The sequence below is a fragment of the Leptospiraceae bacterium genome, assembly GCA_016708435.1.
GTDB lineage: Bacteria > Spirochaetota > Leptospiria > Leptospirales > Leptospiraceae > UBA2033.
The window spans coordinates 60,397-79,122 of the sequence record JADJFV010000009.1 but is presented as its reverse complement, the minus strand read 5'-3'; the positions used below and the strand labels follow the sequence as shown (position 1 = coordinate 79,122).

Here is an 18,726-nt window from a genome sequence, read left to right as displayed (position 1 = left end):
TTAACCTTTACAAAATATCAATGCTAGCTTCAATGTATAGCTTTTTTCCATTACAAAATTTCTATCAGTTTCTGCTTGGATTTACTACCGCGTATAAGAGCCACCCTGGATTTGGGAAGATTTAATTTTTCGGCGACAGCTTCAATAATTGCCTGATTCGCTTTTCCTTCCGTCGCAGGTTCACGCACTCGAATGAGCCACTCGGTATCCGTTATGATTTCGATTCCTGGCTTTTTGCTTCCGGGTTTTACTGTAATAGAAAGTTTCATTTTTATTTTTCAAAAATGGCAACTGACTCAATATGAAATGTTTGCGGAAACATATCAACGGGCTGCACAGATTTTAGTGTATACTGTCTGGATAAATTTCTAGCGTCTTCCTCTAGCGTTTCAGGGTTACAGGAAACATAAATTATTTTTTTAAAATTCATCGCAAGAATTGCATTCACACAGTTTCTTTCCAGTCCACTTCTTGGTGGATCCACAACTAAAATTTCATGCGAGCCTTCTAGCTGTGAAAGAATTCTTGCTGAGTCACCCACTAAGAATTTTACATTTCGAATTTTATTTTCTTTGACTGCTATGTTTGCGAATTCTATCGAGTGAGGATTACTTTCAATTCCTAAAACTGATTTTGCTTTTTTGGAAAGCCAAAGAGAAATGGTTCCAATTCCACAATACGCATCAATTACATTAGCCCCTTCTGGAACATTGTTTATAATTTCTTCGTAGAGTCTTGGAGTCTGAAAAGGATTCACCTGGATAAACGTGGATAGCCCCACTCTATATTTGAATCCACCCAATTCTTCTTTAATATATTTTTTTCCCCAGAGAAGTCTTTCGTGATCCCCGATTGCCATTGTAGTTTTTTCTTTATTGATATTTTGTATTATACCGGCTAATATTGATTTTCCTTTTAGCTCTGGTTTAGAAAGAGTAGTTTGAATTTTTAGAATCAAAGATTCCAATTTCTTTTTTACAATTTCTTTCGGTGTTGAAGTCACCAGACAAACTAGAATTTCTCCCGAAAAATGGCTCTTTCTAAGAATTAGATATTTCAAGAATCCTCTATCATATCTTTCATTGTAAGCAGTGTATTTTTCTTCTCTTGCCCAATCGCGCACATCCCATGCGATAGCCGATAGAGCTTCGTCTTGTATTTTACATTCCTTTAAATCAATAATCTTAGAATAATCTTTTGCATGAAGACCTAGAGTTAAAATTTCTTCGTATTTGCCTTTTTTATGCCCAAAGGGAAGTTGCACTTTATGTCTGTAAAAATACTCTTCTGGACTTGGCATTGTCTTCTTAATTGGAAGATTTTTCCAATCCCTGAAAATATCTTTTACTTCTAATTCTTTTTCTTTTAATTGCTCTGCATAAGGCAAATCTAAAAGATCACAGCCCGCGCAGATTCCGAAATGCATACATTCGTTATTCATTAGTCGCTCAAGTTATCAATCTGAATATTCAGTGATTTTATTTTTCTGTATAGATGTGTTCTTTCCACACCCAATATTTTGGACGTCTTACTTACATTAGCCTCATTTAGTTGCAGAGTCTTTATGATGTATTGACGCTCGAATTCTTCTTTGGCTTTTTTTAAATCGCCCTGCTCGAAAATTTCTTCTGCTTTTTTAAAACCAATCAGTGCTTCTTTTACATCTTTTCCTTTGATAGTGTCGGCTATCGTCATAATACAAAGTCTTTCGACTACGTTCTTTAACTCTCTTATATTTCCAGGCCAGAAATGATTAGTCAGAAGTGCAATCGCTTCGTTGTCTAATTTTTTAGAAGGTAAATCATTTTCTTTAATCGTATGCTGAATGTAAAAATCTAACAGTAGAGGTATATCAGGCTTACGCTCCCTGAGTGGGGGAATGATAATTGGAATTACATTGAGCCTGTAGTATAAGTCTTCTCTAAACTTTCCTTCTTTGATTGCATCTTCTACAGGAATATTCGTTGCCGCTATCACACGAACGTCAACCGTAATAGACTCACTACTTCCCAGCTTTTCAAATCTTTGCTCTTGTAAAATTCGAAGCACCTTTGCCTGTGTAGACAAAGACATATCACAAATCTCATCTAGAAAAATAGTTCCGTTGTTAGCCGCTTCAAATTTCCCAATTCGCTTTTCTACGGCTCCTGTAAAGGCTCCTTTCTCATATCCAAATAGTTCCGATTCAATTAACTCTTCTGGAATTGCAGCACAGTTGATTTCAATATATGGATTTTCTTTTCGTTTTGAATTTAAATAAATGGATTTGGCAACAAGTTCTTTTCCTGTTCCATTCTCTCCATAGATAAAAACGCGTGCGTTAGTTGACGCAGCCTGCGAGATTGCAAACTTGACTTTCTTAATTGCTTGCGACTCACCAATAATCTGATCAAATTCTAATTTTACTTCTGGAATTTCTGAATTGATTTGCTTTGCGAGCACTGTATTAATTGTATCTAAAATCTTAGAGATAGAAAGTGGCTTCTCTAAAAAATCAACTGCTCCTTTTTTGGTAGCACTGACTGCAAGCTCAATAGTTCCATGCCCTGAAATCATGACAATCGGAAGTAGCGGATAAATCTTCTTACACTCATCTAGAATTTGAAGTCCATCTTCTTTTCCCAGCCATACGTCTAAAAGTAAAAGGGATGGTCTTTCTTTTGCTAAAGCCTTGAGTAAAGATTTTCCATTTGCGAAATCTTCTACTAAGTAGTCTTCATCTTCTAAAATATTTCGAAGAGATTTTCGTATCTCAATCTCATCATCTAAAATAAAAATTTTCATTATTTATCCTCAAGAGGAATTTCAATTTTAAAATTACATCCGCCAAGAGTCGATTCATCTAGGCTCAAGTGCGCATGATGGTCGTAAACCGTCTTCTCTACAATCGCAAGTCCAATTCCAGTTCCATGTCCACCTTTCGTCGAATAATAGGGCTGAAATATTTTTTCTTTTAACTCGGGAGAAATTCCAGGTCCACTGTCTTCTACTGTGAGCACGACAGACTTTCGTAAGAGTTTTTTTTCTAGCTTTGTGCTAATTCGAATCGTTCCCAGAATTTCATCCTGTGATTCATTTGTGTCTGAACTTTCTTTTCTATGATTTTGAATTGCTTCGACAGCATTTTTTATAAGGTTATTTACTACACCTAAAAATAATCTTTTGTCTATAAATACTTCTGGCAAATTCTTAGAAAGTTTCAAAACAAAATTTATATTGATACTGTCGATAAATAATTTTACAGACTCTTCTACAATTGGATTTAACTGCTGATTGATTAAAATCGGAGTTGGCATTCTTGCAAATTCTGAAAATTCTTTTACTAAATGTTCGAGCACACGAACTTGACCAATGATAGTCTCTGTTCCATTGCGAACTACTTCATCAAATTTTTCTCGATTGGGATTGTCTAATCTCTTTCTAATTCTTTCTGCTGAAAGTTGAATCGGAGTCAGTGGGTTTTTTATTTCATGTGCCATTTTCTGAGCAACTTCTTTCCATGCTGCAATTCTTTGTGTGTGCAGCAACTCTTCGTTCTTCGCTTTTAAATCTCTTGTGAGTTGATTGAATGATTCAATCAAGATTCCCATTTCCCCTTCTTCATTCAAATCCAATTGAACGTCTATCTCTCCACGGGATACTCGTTGTGTTGCGCTAGCAAGTTGAACGATTGGTCTGGAAATTTGTCTTGCGAGAAGAAAAGAAACGATAATCGAAATACCAAACATCATAATAAAGAATACACCGAGAGAAAATCGAAGTGCAAAAGGGACTTTTTCTTTCCATAAATCGGCAGAGTTATAAGAATTTTCTGTGTAGATAACATTGAAAGTATTCTTTTCATTTCCGATATGCATTCTTCTTCCAAGTATAACGAAATTATCCGTTTCCTTCGATGCAATTTTTACTAAGATATAGGATTTATCTTTTTGATAGAGCGTATAATTCTCGTAAGGCTCATCTGTCTTTTTTGTGAAATTCTGCAAAAGTATAATGGAATAGAGAGGAATTGTCTCTGCAATTACTTTACCACCTTTAATAATCCCGACATAGTATTTGTCGCTTTGAAGTAGACCGAGTTCGGATGTTCTGGTGTAAATATTTTCAGGTTGCGCAAAACCCTTCGTAACCGCTCTTTGTAAAAGCTTTGCCTTTGCGATTATGTTTTTTTTATCTTCTTCCTCTGCCTGTTTTACGTCAGAAATGGCTGATTTCAGTGCTTCTGAAATGTCAATTCGATAAAAACTTTCCACAAGACGACCAACTACATTCGAAGAAAAGAGCACAATTGGAATGGATGGTAGAATAGATACAAAAACAAAGGCTAGCGTTAAGCGGTAACGGATAACGCTTCTTAGCTTTCCAGTTTGTCTGATTCGAATATTTCTATAGATATACGAAATAATCAAGGCAAGAGAAAACAGTGGAAAAATAATGTAGATATAAACGAATATTTTATCAACTAAATCAATTGCATTCGAGTCAGAAAATATAATGGTTTCGGCAAGCAAAATGGAAATAAAAATACTCAGAAGAAAAATATATAAGTCTCTAAGATAATACTTACCTTCGCCGGAGAGTTTTATTTCTTTAAAGAATTTCATTTCTGGAAATCGTTTTGGATAAGTTGTTCTAAAACTTCCAAAGCTTCGTCTTCTCTCTTTCCATCAGCAGTAATTGTAAATTCTACATCAGATGAGAGGGCAAGCATCATTAGCCCCATTATGCTTTTTCCGTTAACTTCAACATCATCCCGAATCACAGTGATGTCGCAAGGAAATTGACTTGCCAGCTTCACGAATAAAGAAGCAGGGCGTGCATGCATTCCGTGTCCGTCTTTTTTAATCTTTAATGTGACTTTTTTCAATTTTAATCTGCTCTATATAGTTTGTTAGTTTGCTATTAAATTCGCGTGCGCCATATGTTCCCATTTTCTTGAGACGTTGATTCATGGCTGCCGTTTCTACAATGATTGGAATATTACGCCCCGGTTTAATTGGAATTTTTAAAAATGGAACTTTCACCCCAAGTATCTCATCCGTCTCTTCATCTAGACCTGTTCTATCATAATCAACTTCCTCTGACCATTCTTCAATATTAATAATGAGTTCTATGAGTTTGCTATCTCTCACAGAGCCAACTCCAAATATATCTTTGATATTGATAATACCTAATCCGCGAATTTCCATATGATGACTTAGAATATCAGAACAAGTTCCGATCAGATAACTTTCCGAATAACGGCGAATTTCCACCATATCATCAGCAACTAGTCGATGTCCTCTCTCAATTAATTCGAGCGCCGTCTCGCTCTTACCCACACCGCTTCTTCCGGAGAGTAAAATTCCAATACCAAATACTTCAATCAAAACTCCATGCCGCATCGTTCTAGGGGCAAGACTTTTATTTAATACATCTGAAATCAGTGTGATGAATTTATGCGTTGACATTGGAGACACAAAGAGCGGTATATGGAGAGTTTCCGTCTTGCTGATTAATTCTTTTTGAGGAGGGTTCCCATGTGTAAAAATAATGCAACTCAGTGAATAAGAGAAGAATTTTTCAGCAATAGAAAGTAATTTTTCCTCTGAAAGGGAATTCAAATAAGCCCACTCCCCTTTTCCAAATACTTGAATTCTATCATGTGCAAAAAAATCAAAGAAACCAGTCAAAGAAAGACCAGGTCTATTGATTTCTGAATTGGAAATTTTTTTCGAAATTCCTTTTTCTCCTGAAATAAGCTTTAATTCTAATTCAGGATGTTCCCTTACAATTGTTTCAACACTTATACTCGCAATAGACATCTAACTCGCCTTTAAATCCCGTATTCTTTTTCTTCGATTTGATGGAAGTATCTTTAAGATCTTTCTGTATTTCGCTACTGTTCTTCTTGCAATTTCAATTCCGCGTTTGCCCATGATATCAACTATATCTTGATCGGAGAGCGGATTATCCTCACTTTCCTCTTTGACTAGAGTGCGAATCATATCATGAATTTTTTTAGAGGATTCCTTACCTCCCTCTGCTGACTTTAAACCGGAAGAAAAAAACCATTTTAGTTCTAAAATTCCCCAAGATGTTTGCACATATTTATTCGTTGTGATTCTAGATACAGTAGACTCGTGCATACTGAGTTTATCAGCAATGTCTTTTAGTGTGAGTGGTTTCAAGTCATTAATACCATTTTTAAAAAAGTCAATTTGAAAATCAATAATTGAATTCATAACTCGATATAGCGTCTGACGTCTTTGGTTAATAGAGCGAATCAACCATTGAGCAGAATTGACTCGCGTTGTAATAAATTCTTTATCTGCCGGACTGCATGATTTTACTAAAACATTTTTGTATTCTTTGTTGATAGAAATTTTAGGGATCCATTCATCATTGATATGAATTGTAAATTCACCGTCAGTTTCTTTTACGACTACGTCAGGCACAATATAGTCTGTTTTTTTTGAAATATATAATGTGGCAGGATAAGGTTCTAATTTTTTAATACTCTTTGCAATCTGCTCTACTTTTTCTTCTGATATTTTCATCGCCTTGGAAATTTTTTTATAATCTAGCTTTTCCAAATCTTTAAAATGATCTTTTAGTAGAATATATAGATTTTCGTCTTCTGGTTTTAAAATCCTAGCTTGTATCATGAGCGTTTGCTGGATATTAGCCGCTCCAATTCCTATCGGATCTAATTGGTGGATACTCTGAATTACCTTCTTTAGAAGTTTCAGACTTAAATTCATTTCTTTCGATATTTCTTCGAATGGAGTTGTGATAAATCCATGGTCATCAATCATAGAAATTAAAATTTCCCCAATTTCTAATTCTTCTTCCGTAATATCTAAGAGTCGTAGTTGAGACATCAAATGATCGCTTAATTTTTCTCTCAGGGGAGAAGCTTCAATCATACTTTGATTTTTGTCCCTTGCTTCATTGTCGTGCCTGTAAGGACCTTCGATATTATACATATCTTGCAGGTTACCTTCTGTGCTCTTACTCAGTTCTCTCTTTTCTTTATCACGAACTTCTGTCACAGAATAAAGCTCAGGCGATTTTGGTTTTTCGGGATTGAATACTTCTTCTAGAAGAGGATTATCAATTAATTCTGCCTGTATTTTATCTGCTAGTTCTAGAGTGGATAACGGTAATAATTCGATAGACTGACGTAAATCAGCTGTCATCACTAATTTCTGAGTTTGTTTGTGAACTAATTGTTGGCTTAGCATTAGAGTGTAAAGTCCTCGCCTAAATAAATTCTTCTAGTCTCCGGATCATTCACTAGTTCTTGTGTTACGCCGGATATTAGTATTTTGCCGCTATACATGATATAGGCTCTGTCTGTAATTTTCAGAGTCTCTCTTACATTATGGTCAGTGATTAGAATTCCAAGTCCTCTTTCGCGCAAACTCTTGATTACGTTCTGAATGTCTTTGACTGCAATTGGATCGACTCCCGCGAAAGGTTCATCTAGCAAAATAAAATCAGGCTTTGTCGCAAGAGCGCGTGCAATCTCACACCTTCTTCTTTCTCCACCGGAAAGAGTAAAGCCTTTTGATTGGCAACTCGCATGATCTGTAACTCCATGAGTAACTCATCTCGTCTTTCTTGAATTTCTTTTCTTGATAGATTTAAAGTTTGTAGCACTGCTTCTACATTTTCTGCGACTGTTAATTTTCTGAATATAGAAGCTTCTTGTGCAAGATATCCAATTCCAAGTCTTGCTCTTTGATACATGGGTGCTGCAGTTACATCCTGGTCATCAATAAATACATGTCCTGAATCAGGTCTCACAAAACCTACCGACATATAAAAGGATGTTGTTTTTCCAGCCCCATTCGGTCCCAAGAGTCCAACAATTTCACCCTTTGTAATTTTAAAACTAACTCCATCTACAACTTTTCTTTTGTTGTAAATTTTAACTAGATTTTCCATTTTAAATGTTTTCTGGCTCATTTTTTATTTACGTTTAGTCCATCTGTTAAAATAATTTTATCCGAGTTAGGGTAAATGATGATTCGCCCACAATATACAGTTTTGTTTTCTTGTTTCAAACTTGGATTTCCTTCTACATACATTTTTTCTGATTCTTCGAAATACGTCGCATATTCTCCATGCACAGTAGATTCATTGGATACTAAGTTGACATCTCCGCGAGAGACCACTTCTTTTTTCTCTCCAAACCTTTCTATTTCTATTGATGTCATAGTTGAATTTACTTCTGCATTTTCCTTGTCTAAAAATTCAATTAGCGCATTATCAGTAATATGCGTATAATCTTTTTCTTTGCTATGCTCTAAAACATTTCCGGATAATCTAATATGATTTTCTTTGTCCAGTAAAACTACTTCTTCTTTTGCTTCTATGTTTCCATTTTCTTTTCCGAATGCTTTTATATAAGAACCACTAAACTCAAAATCATCCCGCAACATCTTAGCTGTTCCAAACATACCAACATAGCGGGTTTCGTCATCACCTGTTTGGTAAATCATTTTCTCACCGGTGAATATAGAAATTCTTTTTACTTTTTCAGGTGTATCCGATTCTTGCGACTCAGGCTTATCGCCATTATCCGCGTCCGACTTTGCATCTTTTTTTAACGAAGCTTTTTTTCTTGGATTTTCGTATCCTAATTTTAAAAGAATTGTATCATTCTCTAAGACTGTATTCTTCGTTGCATTGGAATAGGTAACTTTCTCTCCTGTCAAAAATGTATCTTTTCCAAAAATAAAAGGATAATTTTCCATAAGAAGCGAATCTTCTTTTTCTAAGAACACTGCTGTCTCCGAATAAATAGTATACTCCCCATTTTCCACAATAACTCCACCTTCAAATACAGTTTTGTTGTCAGACAAATATCGCTTTAAGTAAGGAGCTGTGATTTTTGTAATCTTTTTTTCTTTGTCTTTGAAATACAAAGTGGGACGACCTTCTAGGATAACAGTCTCAGCGGATTTATCATATATTCCTTTTCCTGCGGTCAGCGTAATTCCATTTTCAGGATCTTCCACTTTCGTTTGTCCTTTGAGAAAACCCTTGTAAGCCTCTTCACCTAGAATTTCTATTGTGCTTGCGGATAATTTCACTTTTTTATGGAGAATCCAAGCTCCACCAGAAAGAGAATAGACCGTCATGTCAAACCCATCCACTTTCTTTGTTTCCTGTGCAAGTGAACTTCCTCCCCAGGAAGCTGGAACTTTGGAAGATTTCTTTTTTTCGGAGTCCTTTTGATTAGAAAAATCCAAGCCTTTTTCGGATAAATCAATAGGTGACACTAGTAGCGGCGGTCGAGAAATACTAAAAATCGATGAATGCGCAAAGGAATAAAGGAAAATCAGCGAAATCAGCTTGTTCATCGGCTTGGGTTTCAACATTGCATTTATCACAGTTAAAACAAGATTGATAGGTATGAAAAAACTTTCAAGTATTCAATCAAGTTCTATGCCAGAATGTAAAATTTTTCGATGATAAAAAAACGAATCTTAAAAAAACGAAATTTATTTTTAACTTTACGCAAAATTAAGTATTTTTGCCTCGGCAAAGAAAAATGCTTGTCAGTAAAAATAAAATCAATGTCTAATAGTAAAAAAGTCTTTAAACTAGACTTATTCTTTTTAATCCTTAGCCCAAAAAAAGCAAAATAGAGTATATGAACAATATTCCTAAATATAAGTTACACCTTAATACGGAAGCGTTCGCTGACACACTACCCCAAGGCTTCGTATTTCAAGATTCAGAAGGCAAAATACAGTTTGCGAATGCCTCCGCTCTGCGCATACTCGGTATTACCCTGGAAGAAATTCAAGGAAGAGATTCTAATGATACCAATTGGATGGCGATACAAGAAAATGGTTACCCATTTCCAGGTGAAGAGCATCCATCATCGGTAGCTCTAAAAACAGGAAAAGAAATAAAAAATAAGATAATGGGAGTTTTTAATTCTGCTGCGCAAAAATACATATGGATAAACATTCAAGCTATTCCAGTGTTTACAGAGGAGAAATCGGATCCTTCTGGAGTTTATATAACCTTTGATGATATTACCGAATTAAAAAAAAACAAAGACTTTGATACAGAATTGTATACTCGATTAAGACAATCGAGTTTAGAAATTGCGCAAAGACAAAACGCTATCGACAAACATGCAATAGTCGCTATTACTGATAAGAATGGAACGATTGTTTATGTTAATCAGCGATTTTGTAAAATCAGCAAATATTCAAAAGAAGAATTAATCGGCAAAAACCATCGAATCATAAACTCAGGCTATCATTCTAAATTTTTTTTTCAGAATATGTATTCCACAATTCAAAGTGGTGACACTTGGCACGGAGAAATTAGAAACCGTGCAAAGGATAAGAGTTACTATTGGGTAGCCACAACTATAGCTCCACTTAGAAATGTAAATGGAGAAATTGAACAATACCTCGCTATTCGAACAGACATCACCGAGAGGGTGAATGCAGAAGAAGCATTGCGTGTATCGGAAGCTAGAACAAGGGCAATTTTAGATAATAGTTTAGAATCTATTCTTTTTTTGAATCCGAATAAGACTATTGAATTTTATAATAATGTTGCGGCTAATAACGCCAAAGTGATATTCAATACTGAACTTAGAGTCGGCGAATCTATTCTATCTTTTATCTCTTCAGAAGAAAAAGAATTATTCGAAAAAAACTTTCAATGTGCGCTTCAAGGAGAAAGAATTGTGATGGAAAAATTTTTTCTCATTCACAATACTAAGCTCTGGTTTGAAATACAATATGCCCCAATTAAAAATAGAGCCAATCAAATTATCGGGGTTTTGTTAAATGCACGAGATATCAATGAAAAGAAAAGAGCCGATGAAGAAAGAAATAAATACATGATTGAATTGGAAAACCTTATTCAGACTAAAGATAAATTTTTTAATATCATAGCGCATGATCTCCGTAACCCGTTTGCTGGGATCATTGGAATATCTGAGATGCTAGAAGAAAAATTAAAATTAGAGAACACTGAGAATTCAAATGATATCTTAAAAATTTCTCAACTCATTCAATCCTCATCAAAGTCCGCTTTTTCGCTTTTAGAGAATCTGATGCAATGGGCAAGATCACAGACAGGAGATATGCGTTTTGAACCAATGATTACGTCCATCAATGCAATCATTGAGGCTACTCTCATATTAGTCGAAGGCAATGCATTCAAAAAAAATATAACCATAGAAAGAAAACTAGATACAGAAAAATTTATCTACGCTGATCCCGAAATTACTAAGACAATTCTTAGAAATATTTTAACCAACGCGATCAAGTTTACTTTTCCGAACGGAAAAATAATCATCTCCAATAAATTTACAAGTAACTTTGTTGAAGTTTCAATCTCTGACACAGGCATGGGAATGCAGCCAAAGAATCTAGATAAGCTTTTTAGAATCGATTCAAAATTCTCCAATCTTGGAACTGAAAGCGAAAAAGGAACCGGACTCGGTCTAATTCTTTGCAAAGAATTCGCAGAAAAACAAGGCGGAAAAATTTGGGTAGAAAGTGAATTAGGTAAAGGAAGCACGTTTACTTTCACTTTGCCGCTAGCTGGGTATCTTAATGAATATAAATAACTCTCTTCTCAATTCGGCTGCCTTTGCACAAGCAGCATTAGACTCAGTATCTGCCAATGTTTGTATTATAGATAAAGCAGGAATCATACTTGCTGTAAATCAAAGATGGCGTGATTTCTTTCAAACAAATTCATCGGGGACAGAAAGCAGTATAGGACTTAATTACTTGGATATTTGCACAACTGCAACAGGTTCTAGATCAGAAGAAGCCCTTCCCATGTATGAAGGGATTATGAGCGTTATCCACGGACAGGCAGAAGAGTTTACGCTTGAGTATCCGTGCCATAGCCCGACTGAATTACGTTGGTTTCGGGCTCGTGTTACCCGCTTTCGTGACGGAAGTGGAAATATTGTCATTGCACATGAACTAATTACAGGACAAAAATTGGCAGAAAACAAATTGAAAATGAGTGAATTAAAATTTCGCGCCATTTTTGATAATGCTCCTTTAGGCATTGCAATTGTCGAAATGAATACTGGCAACATTGTTTTAGTCAATCCTACTTTTTGCAATTTGCTCGGCTATACGGAAGAAGAATTTTTAAAGAAGAATTTAGTTGACATCTCTTATCCGACAGACCTAGAAGTAAATATTGCGTTAACCGCGAAGCTACGACGAGGAGAAATCAACTCCTTTTCTATGGAAAAAAGATACTTCAAAAAAGACAACAGCACTATATGGACAAATCTTACTGTTGCAGGTTTGAAAATAGACCGAGAAAATTTAGAACATTTTGTTGGCATTGTATCTGATATAACTGAAATTCGAAACAATTCGGAAAAACTAAAAGAGAATGCACAAAATCTAGAAGCACTCAATGCAACTAAAGACAAATTTTTTAATATCATAGCGCATGATCTTCGTAATCCGTTTGCAGGTATATTAGGAGTAAACGATATACTCCGAGAAAAAGTTAAAGGATTGGAAGATATAAAGTCAAAGGAATTACTTAAACTTTCTGACATGATTCAGACTTCCGCCAAATCCGCATTTGCCCTTCTAGAAAATCTAATGCAATGGGCTAGGTCCCAAACTGGTGAAATATCTTTTAATCCAATGATCACCTCTATCGATGCTATCATTGAAGCGACAATTCCATTAGTGAGTGGAAATGCATTCGAAAAGAATATTTCAATCCATCTTGATCTACCTGCTGGAAAATTTATTTTTGCTGACCCAATTTTAACAAACACAATTCTTAGAAATTTATTAACAAATGCTATAAAGTTTACATTTCCCGGGGGCAAAGTGACTGTATCCACCAAAGTCTCGGACGATTTTGTAGAAATATCCGTGATCGACACTGGGATAGGAATGAAAGCGGATAATATTGATAAGCTATTTCGAATAGACTCCAAGTTTACTAAACTAGGAACTGCTAATGAAAGAGGCACGGGGCTAGGACTAATCCTTTGCAAAGAACTCACTGAGATACAAGGTGGAACTATTCAGGTAGAAAGCAAATTTGGCGAAGGAAGTAATTTTACATTTACTCTGCCCCTAGTTAAATGAGAAGGAACTCTGTTAAGAAATGACCTATTGACCGTAGGAAACACAGAGTTCGCAGAGAGTATTCTTCTATTAAGGTCAATCCTTTTGAGTAATCTTTCCTCCGATTACTTGTGATGCGGTAATTGTGGATTTGCCGCTAGCGAATACTTCTCCTTTGCCGCTTTTAAATGAAATCTTACCTTTTAGAATGGTATTGTCATTTAGATAAATCTTTTGCACTGTAGGATTCGTAGCATTATTTATTACATTAATGTCTTGCAGAGTCGATTTGGAAAAATGAATTTCTGTTGAATCAATTACGATAGAATTTAAAAATTCACATTCACTAGCGGTTAATAGTCCGTAAACAGTAATGATTCCTGAAACTTTGCTCTTGCGTAAACTAACTGTTCCGTTAATCTTCCCTTCTTTCAAATGAATATCCAAACCTTCAAAATTCCCGTTAAGAGTAAGCTTATTGATATTAGCCTTATTTGCATTCAAGGTTCCATTCACTTCTACGAGTTCTAGAATTTTAGTTCCATTCATTGTTGCGGGTCCATGAATGGTAATCGAAGAAATAGTTTCTTCTCCTAAATTCGTAATTCCATATCTAACGCTTGCATTTTGATTCTGCGGAATGTATTGTTGCCAATCCATCGAGGCCTCCCCCCCTAAAAAAGAAATTGGTAAAAACCCAAATATTAGTATAAATCGTTTCATATCCTTAAAGCCTTTGCTCATTTCAGGAGAAAGTCAAATACTATTACTATTTATCCTTCTCTGGTTTTGCATTTATCGTAGAGAAATTTTTTTCCAAGAAGCACCAAAAGATCACGGAGGATTAGGAAAATAGCAACCAATAAGCCTCTGAAGGGTTATCTAACTTTCGATCTCTGATACTATTAAGGATACTATCAAAGATACTTCTAAAAAGTAGAGAGTATTGAGAACAGTAACATTGACAGTATATTTGATAGTATCTTTCATCTATCCCGGGCAAAAATAGTGCTTGCCATTTACACTAATGCAATAAAAATAACGCATCTTTTGTGTCAGAAAAATGAGTAGGTATATTTTTTAAGTAAATAGTTTTTTTTAGAAACAAAATTGATGGATTGTTTAAATAATAAGCGTATAGAACAATATTGAATCGGCACATTACTTGCATATTATTAAGGAAGGACAATTGCTATGATAGAGCTAAAATATGGAACTAGAAAGGTAATTTCATTTAGAGGGGCTAAAAAGGTGGTCGGTGGTTTGTCTGATCAGAACAAGATTGCCGTATTGCTCTATATTAGTAAGGAATTCTCTAATGTAGGGCGGGAGGAAGACCTTTTTGATACCCTTATAACCCTCTGCAAGGAAATCTTTGAATGCGATAATACTACTTTGAGACTTTGGGATGGCGAGCTTTTAGTTCCAATCAAATACATCAAAGAAACTACACCACCTAGACGAAATTTGCTTCCTAGTGAGGGATACTCCGGGCAAGCATTTGAAACTAAAAAATCTTTAATCATCCCTGATTTGAGACAGACACCGGATTTTTTAGACGACCAAGAGACTACGATGTGCGTACTCTGTGTACCGATTACTTACAAGGATGACGTCCTAGGGACAATATCTGTAGAATCTGACATTGCATTCTTTTATAAAGAAGATGATCTGGAAATTCTTGAGGCTTTAGGCGCTCAATTAGCTCTTGCTTTGACCGGCGTAAGACTAATTGAGGGTCTAATGACCGCAAGAGCTAGAGAAGCTGCTATTCTGTCTCAATTGGAATGGGATTTAAAGATGGGACGAAATGTCCAAAGTCAAATTCTACAACACCAGCTTCATCCTTGGAACGGAATTTATTTTGGCACACATTATGAGCCAATGGTAGAAGTAAGTGGCGATTATTTTGATGTGGTCAAGCAAGGCAACACCATGACAGCCATTATGGTGGACGTATCCGGGCATGGAATTCCTGCTGCACTCGTAACAATGGCAATTCACTTTCATTTCAATCGATTTGTGATTCAAGGTCTCGGTCTGGCAGAAATTATGGAGCAATTAGGAAAGGCTTTGAAGCCACAGCTTCCTGAATCCACCTACTTTACAGCATTTATTTTACGAATTTATCATGATTATTCGTATTCTTATATCAATGGTGGTCATCAAAAAATCATCCATTTTAAAAATGATAATACAACAGATGAGCTTGACTCAAGAGGTGTTCCACTCGGAATCTTAGATGTTAAAAAATCCGACTATGAAGAGATGTATGGCAAGGTTGAACCCGGTGAATACTTGCTGATGTTCACAGATGGTTTTACAGAACAAAAAGATGGTAATAGCGAGGAATATGGACATTCCAGATTCATAGATTCCTTTATAAAAGCCAAAGAGCGCCTAAAGAGTGAAAAAAGTAATGTATTTGCAAAGGACATCGTGCAATCGGTATTATCCGATTGGAAAGAATTTAAAGGTGGACAAAAAAATGGCGATGACTTAGCTATGCTTCTCTTACAATGTAATACCACGATTACGGATGCTTTGCCTCTGGTTCGAATGGCAAAAGTTTCTGCACGAGAAAAAAACAATGCAGACGCCTACTCTCTTGCCTTACAAGCATACAAGATTGATCCATCTATCAAAGATAATTTACTTTTCCTGGGGAAAATGTATTACAACGATGGAAAGTACGAAGAGAGTGTGAAATTCATAGACGAGTACATTCGAACGAGTGGAGAGGATACTGCGATTATCCACTACCTTTACGGCAAAGCATTGTTTAACTCAGATAGACTACCCGAAGCCAAAAGAGCGTTAAAGAAATCCCTTTCCTGTGACCATACATTCGCAAAAGCTAGTCTTTTATTGGCAAAGTGTTATTTAAAAGAAAATGCAATCCCAAAGGCAATCAAGACATTACAGCAGGGAATTAAAAGCACTCCGAGCAATGATGCATTAAAAGTATCCCTGAAAAAATTAGAAGGAATTACATTCATTAGAACCAATACGGAAGAGATTTCTGAATAATTCATTTAAAGAATAAGGAATAAAAAATGATAAAAGTTTACACATTGATTTTATTTTTAAGCTTGCCAATTTTTTCGCAAGATTCAGGTCAAAGCGATACGGCTCCTCCTCCGGAAGATCCGATCATTGAATCTTTTAGAGAAGAAATCAAAGTCTTAAAGGAAGCTAGTCTTGCTATTAAACAAGAATCAGAAGTATTTAGAAGCGAAGTAAATCTACTTTGGGTTTGTATTGCCTCCTTTTTAGTTTTTTTTATGCAAGCTGGATTTGCCCTTGTAGAAGCAGGATTTACAAGAGCAAAGAACGCTGTTAATATTCTAATGAAAAATCTTTCCGACTTTACATTAGGATCCATTTGTTTTTGGCTAATTGGTTTTTCCTTAATGTTCGGTCCACATATTATAGAAGGAGTCGGACTTGGAAAAATATCCTTTCTAGAAACAGGTTTACTTTTGGATGAATCGGGAAAGCCTTCTTCCTTTAAATTTGGATTCTTCTTATTTCAATTGGTATTTGCTGCAACTGCTACTACGATTGTATCCGGTGCAATGGCAGAAAGAACAAAGTTTACAGCATACTTAATGTATTCCTTTCTAATGACATCCTTCATTTATCCAATCTTTGGAAGCTTTGTATGGTCAAATCTATTCGATGTAAAGAATGTAGGATTTTTAGCAAAAATGGGATTCATCGACTTTGCAGGCTCTACAGTTGTTCATTCAATCGGAGGTTGGGCAGGACTTGCAGGAACAATGGTTTTAAAACCCAGAATCGGTCGTTATCAACCGGGTGGAGTAATCATCCCTATCTTAGGACACAATATGACAATAGCCGCCATGGGTGTTTTTATTTTGTGGTTAGGTTGGTTTGGATTTAATCCAGGAAGCACCGGTGTAATTAACGGTGGTTCCTTTGCCATCGTTGCAATTACAACAAATATGTCAGCAGCGGCAGGAGCACTTTCTGCTATGGCATTAAGTTGGCTTTTATTTAAAAAGCCTGACATTGGAATCACTTTAAATGGTGGCTTAGCGGGATTAGTCGCTATTACCGCAGGCTGCAATAATGTAGGAATAACCTCGGCTGTAATCATTGGGCTCATTGGCGGATTATTGGTAGTTGGCGGAGTTTTACTTTTAGATAAATTAGGAATAGATGATCCTGTCGGCGCTGTGAGTGTGCATGGTATCAATGGAGCATGGGGAACAGTGGCTGTAGGCTTATTTGCGGATGCTAACTTTGGATCAGGACCTAATGGTCTTTTCTTCGGAGGTGGTTTCTCTCTATTAGGCGTTCAATTGACTGGAGTTGCATTGGCATTCCTTTGGTCGTTTACTCTCAGCTATGCAGTCTTTTTTGCAATGGAGAAAACAATTGGACTTAGAGTAAGTGAGGACGAAGAAATCATTGGACTTGATTTATTAGAGCATGGAAACGAAGCTTACCCAGATTATAAGTCTTAATAGAATCTTTCACCATACTTCGGTAATGCTCAGCATAAACTCCGAGCAGTAGAGTAGAAAGGGGGTCTTACGACCTCCCTTCCCCTCAACAAACAGTGCATGAGGATTTACCGCACACGGCTTTCCATGAAAACTATTTAAAAAAAAATTCGAGACATTTCCCTCATTTTCTCTTTAAGCATCCGTATTAATTGAATAATCTTTTCTGTAGTCTTTTACTTCTTATTCGACTACCATTATCCGTAATTGGGTTATTTCCCAAGCGGTTTATCCTCTCTCTTACCTTGTATGTTTTCACTGAGACCCCTTCGCCTACGCTGCTCCTATGGGAATTACACCGCTTCGCCAAATGTCATTAAGATAAGATGTCACCCAAAGCCGCAAAGATTTTTTTTGCATGATACGAACTGTTTAAAAACATTATAAATCCAAAGAAAAATAGCTCTTTTAAAACCCTTAGCCTCTCTGCGACTTTGCGTGACATCCCATTTTCCTTAACTTAATGACATTGAGGTGTCTCGGGGGCAAAACCCATTAGTAGTTAGCTGTGAATTATCTTTCTCATTGAAATCTTTACCTTGATTTGATATCTGGTATATATACCGATTCGCAATCAAAAAAACTATGTCAAGTAAAGCCATTGTTCAATACACCAAAGGTGCCATGATTTCAATGGCGCATACTCCTAATCCCGGATTTGTTCATATACTCAAATCAGGGGAAATTAATATTGAATCCATTTTTAAATTTGCCTCTAAGAATTTGAATCGGTATTTACCAGGTGATACATTTGGATATGTATCCGCCATAACAGGAAATCCACATAGTAGCACACTCATAGCAGCGACAGATTGCATTGTAATTCGACTTTCTTTAGAAAGCTTCTTTGAGTATTTAAAAAATAACCAGGAAGTATTTTTAAAAATAATTTCTTACAACGCAGATAAACTTCGCGCCTTCATTGACCATATTCATCCTGACAAAAAAGATAAAACGGATAATCAGGATTACCCTGAAAAATTAATCCAGAATGCAAGAATTTATATTACACACGAACAAAACAAACTAGCTTGCTTTTCTCTTAAGAAATACTTAGAAGGAATTTTGAAAAAGAAAAAGATCCCGATAAGGTTGTAGAAGCACAG

General features: G+C 35.9%; 14 protein-coding genes and 1 pseudogene. 5 read left to right on the top strand and 10 right to left on the bottom strand.

The window, feature by feature from the left end; translation table 11 throughout:
* Positions 1-50 precede the first annotated feature (50 nt).
* The 9 genes and pseudogenes from IPH52_14700 to IPH52_14660 form a co-directional block, all read right to left on the bottom strand.
* Complete coding sequence (locus IPH52_14700) at positions 51-269, bottom strand: DUF167 domain-containing protein (GenBank protein ID MBK7056266.1); 219 nt, start codon at positions 267-269, stop codon at positions 51-53.
* Between the two features lie 2 nt (positions 270-271).
* Positions 272-1,426: a 23S rRNA (uracil(1939)-C(5))-methyltransferase RlmD gene (gene rlmD, locus IPH52_14695; GenBank protein ID MBK7056265.1), complete on the bottom strand. Its 1,155-nt coding sequence runs from the start codon at positions 1,424-1,426 to the stop codon at positions 272-274.
* A gap of 14 nt (positions 1,427-1,440) precedes the next feature.
* A complete protein-coding gene (locus IPH52_14690; GenBank protein ID MBK7056264.1) occupies positions 1,441-2,784 on the bottom strand; it encodes a sigma-54-dependent Fis family transcriptional regulator in 1,344 nt (447 codons plus the stop codon).
* Positions 2,784-4,604, bottom strand: a complete 1,821-nt coding sequence (locus tag IPH52_14685; GenBank protein MBK7056263.1) for a HAMP domain-containing protein — start codon at positions 4,602-4,604, stop codon at positions 2,784-2,786. Before IPH52_14685 ends, IPH52_14690 begins: the two co-directional genes overlap by 1 nt.
* Entirely contained in the window at positions 4,601-4,867 is a 267-nt protein-coding gene (locus IPH52_14680; GenBank protein ID MBK7056262.1) for an HPr family phosphocarrier protein, read from the bottom strand. Before IPH52_14680 ends, IPH52_14685 begins: the two co-directional genes overlap by 4 nt.
* Complete coding sequence (locus tag IPH52_14675; protein MBK7056261.1) at positions 4,842-5,804, bottom strand: HPr kinase/phosphorylase; 963 nt, start codon at positions 5,802-5,804, stop codon at positions 4,842-4,844. Before IPH52_14675 ends, IPH52_14680 begins: the two co-directional genes overlap by 26 nt.
* On the bottom strand, positions 5,805-7,226 hold the full coding sequence (rpoN, locus tag IPH52_14670; GenBank protein MBK7056260.1) for an RNA polymerase factor sigma-54: 1,422 nt from the start codon (positions 7,224-7,226) through the stop codon (positions 5,805-5,807). It abuts the gene before it with no gap.
* Positions 7,226-7,932: pseudogene (gene lptB, locus IPH52_14665) on the bottom strand (LPS export ABC transporter ATP-binding protein). Before lptB ends, rpoN begins: the two are co-directional and overlap by 1 nt.
* A gap of 17 nt (positions 7,933-7,949) precedes the next feature.
* On the bottom strand, positions 7,950-9,383 hold the full coding sequence (locus tag IPH52_14660; GenBank protein ID MBK7056259.1) for a hypothetical protein: 1,434 nt from the start codon (positions 9,381-9,383) through the stop codon (positions 7,950-7,952).
* Positions 9,384-9,646: 263 nt separating this feature from the next.
* Between IPH52_14660 and IPH52_14655 the strand changes: the two genes are divergently transcribed.
* Positions 9,647-11,596 (top strand): PAS domain-containing sensor histidine kinase, encoded by a 1,950-nt coding sequence (locus tag IPH52_14655; protein ID MBK7056258.1) that lies wholly within the window; start codon positions 9,647-9,649, stop codon positions 11,594-11,596.
* Positions 11,583-13,109 carry a PAS domain S-box protein gene (locus IPH52_14650; protein MBK7056257.1) on the top strand — a complete coding sequence of 509 codons (1,527 nt, stop codon included), beginning with the start codon at positions 11,583-11,585 and terminating at the stop codon, positions 13,107-13,109. The genes IPH52_14655 and IPH52_14650 overlap by 14 nt, the downstream gene beginning before the upstream one ends.
* A gap of 75 nt (positions 13,110-13,184) precedes the next feature.
* Here IPH52_14650 and IPH52_14645 read toward each other — a convergent pair whose 3' ends face one another.
* Positions 13,185-13,748: a hypothetical protein gene (locus IPH52_14645; GenBank protein ID MBK7056256.1), complete on the bottom strand. Its 564-nt coding sequence runs from the start codon at positions 13,746-13,748 to the stop codon at positions 13,185-13,187.
* Positions 13,749-14,282: 534 nt separating this feature from the next.
* Between IPH52_14645 and IPH52_14640 the strand changes: the two genes are divergently transcribed.
* The 3 genes from IPH52_14640 (at position 14,283) to IPH52_14630 (ending at position 18,718) form a co-directional block, all read left to right on the top strand.
* Positions 14,283-16,118, top strand: a complete 1,836-nt coding sequence (locus IPH52_14640) for a SpoIIE family protein phosphatase (GenBank protein MBK7056255.1) — start codon at positions 14,283-14,285, stop codon at positions 16,116-16,118.
* Positions 16,119-16,144: 26 nt separating this feature from the next.
* Positions 16,145-17,581 carry an ammonium transporter gene (locus IPH52_14635; protein MBK7056254.1) on the top strand — a complete coding sequence of 479 codons (1,437 nt, stop codon included), beginning with the start codon at positions 16,145-16,147 and terminating at the stop codon, positions 17,579-17,581.
* A gap of 624 nt (positions 17,582-18,205) precedes the next feature.
* Positions 18,206-18,718: a cyclic nucleotide-binding domain-containing protein gene (locus IPH52_14630; protein ID MBK7056253.1), complete on the top strand. Its 513-nt coding sequence runs from the start codon at positions 18,206-18,208 to the stop codon at positions 18,716-18,718.
* The last annotated feature ends 8 nt before the right edge of the window (positions 18,719-18,726 follow it).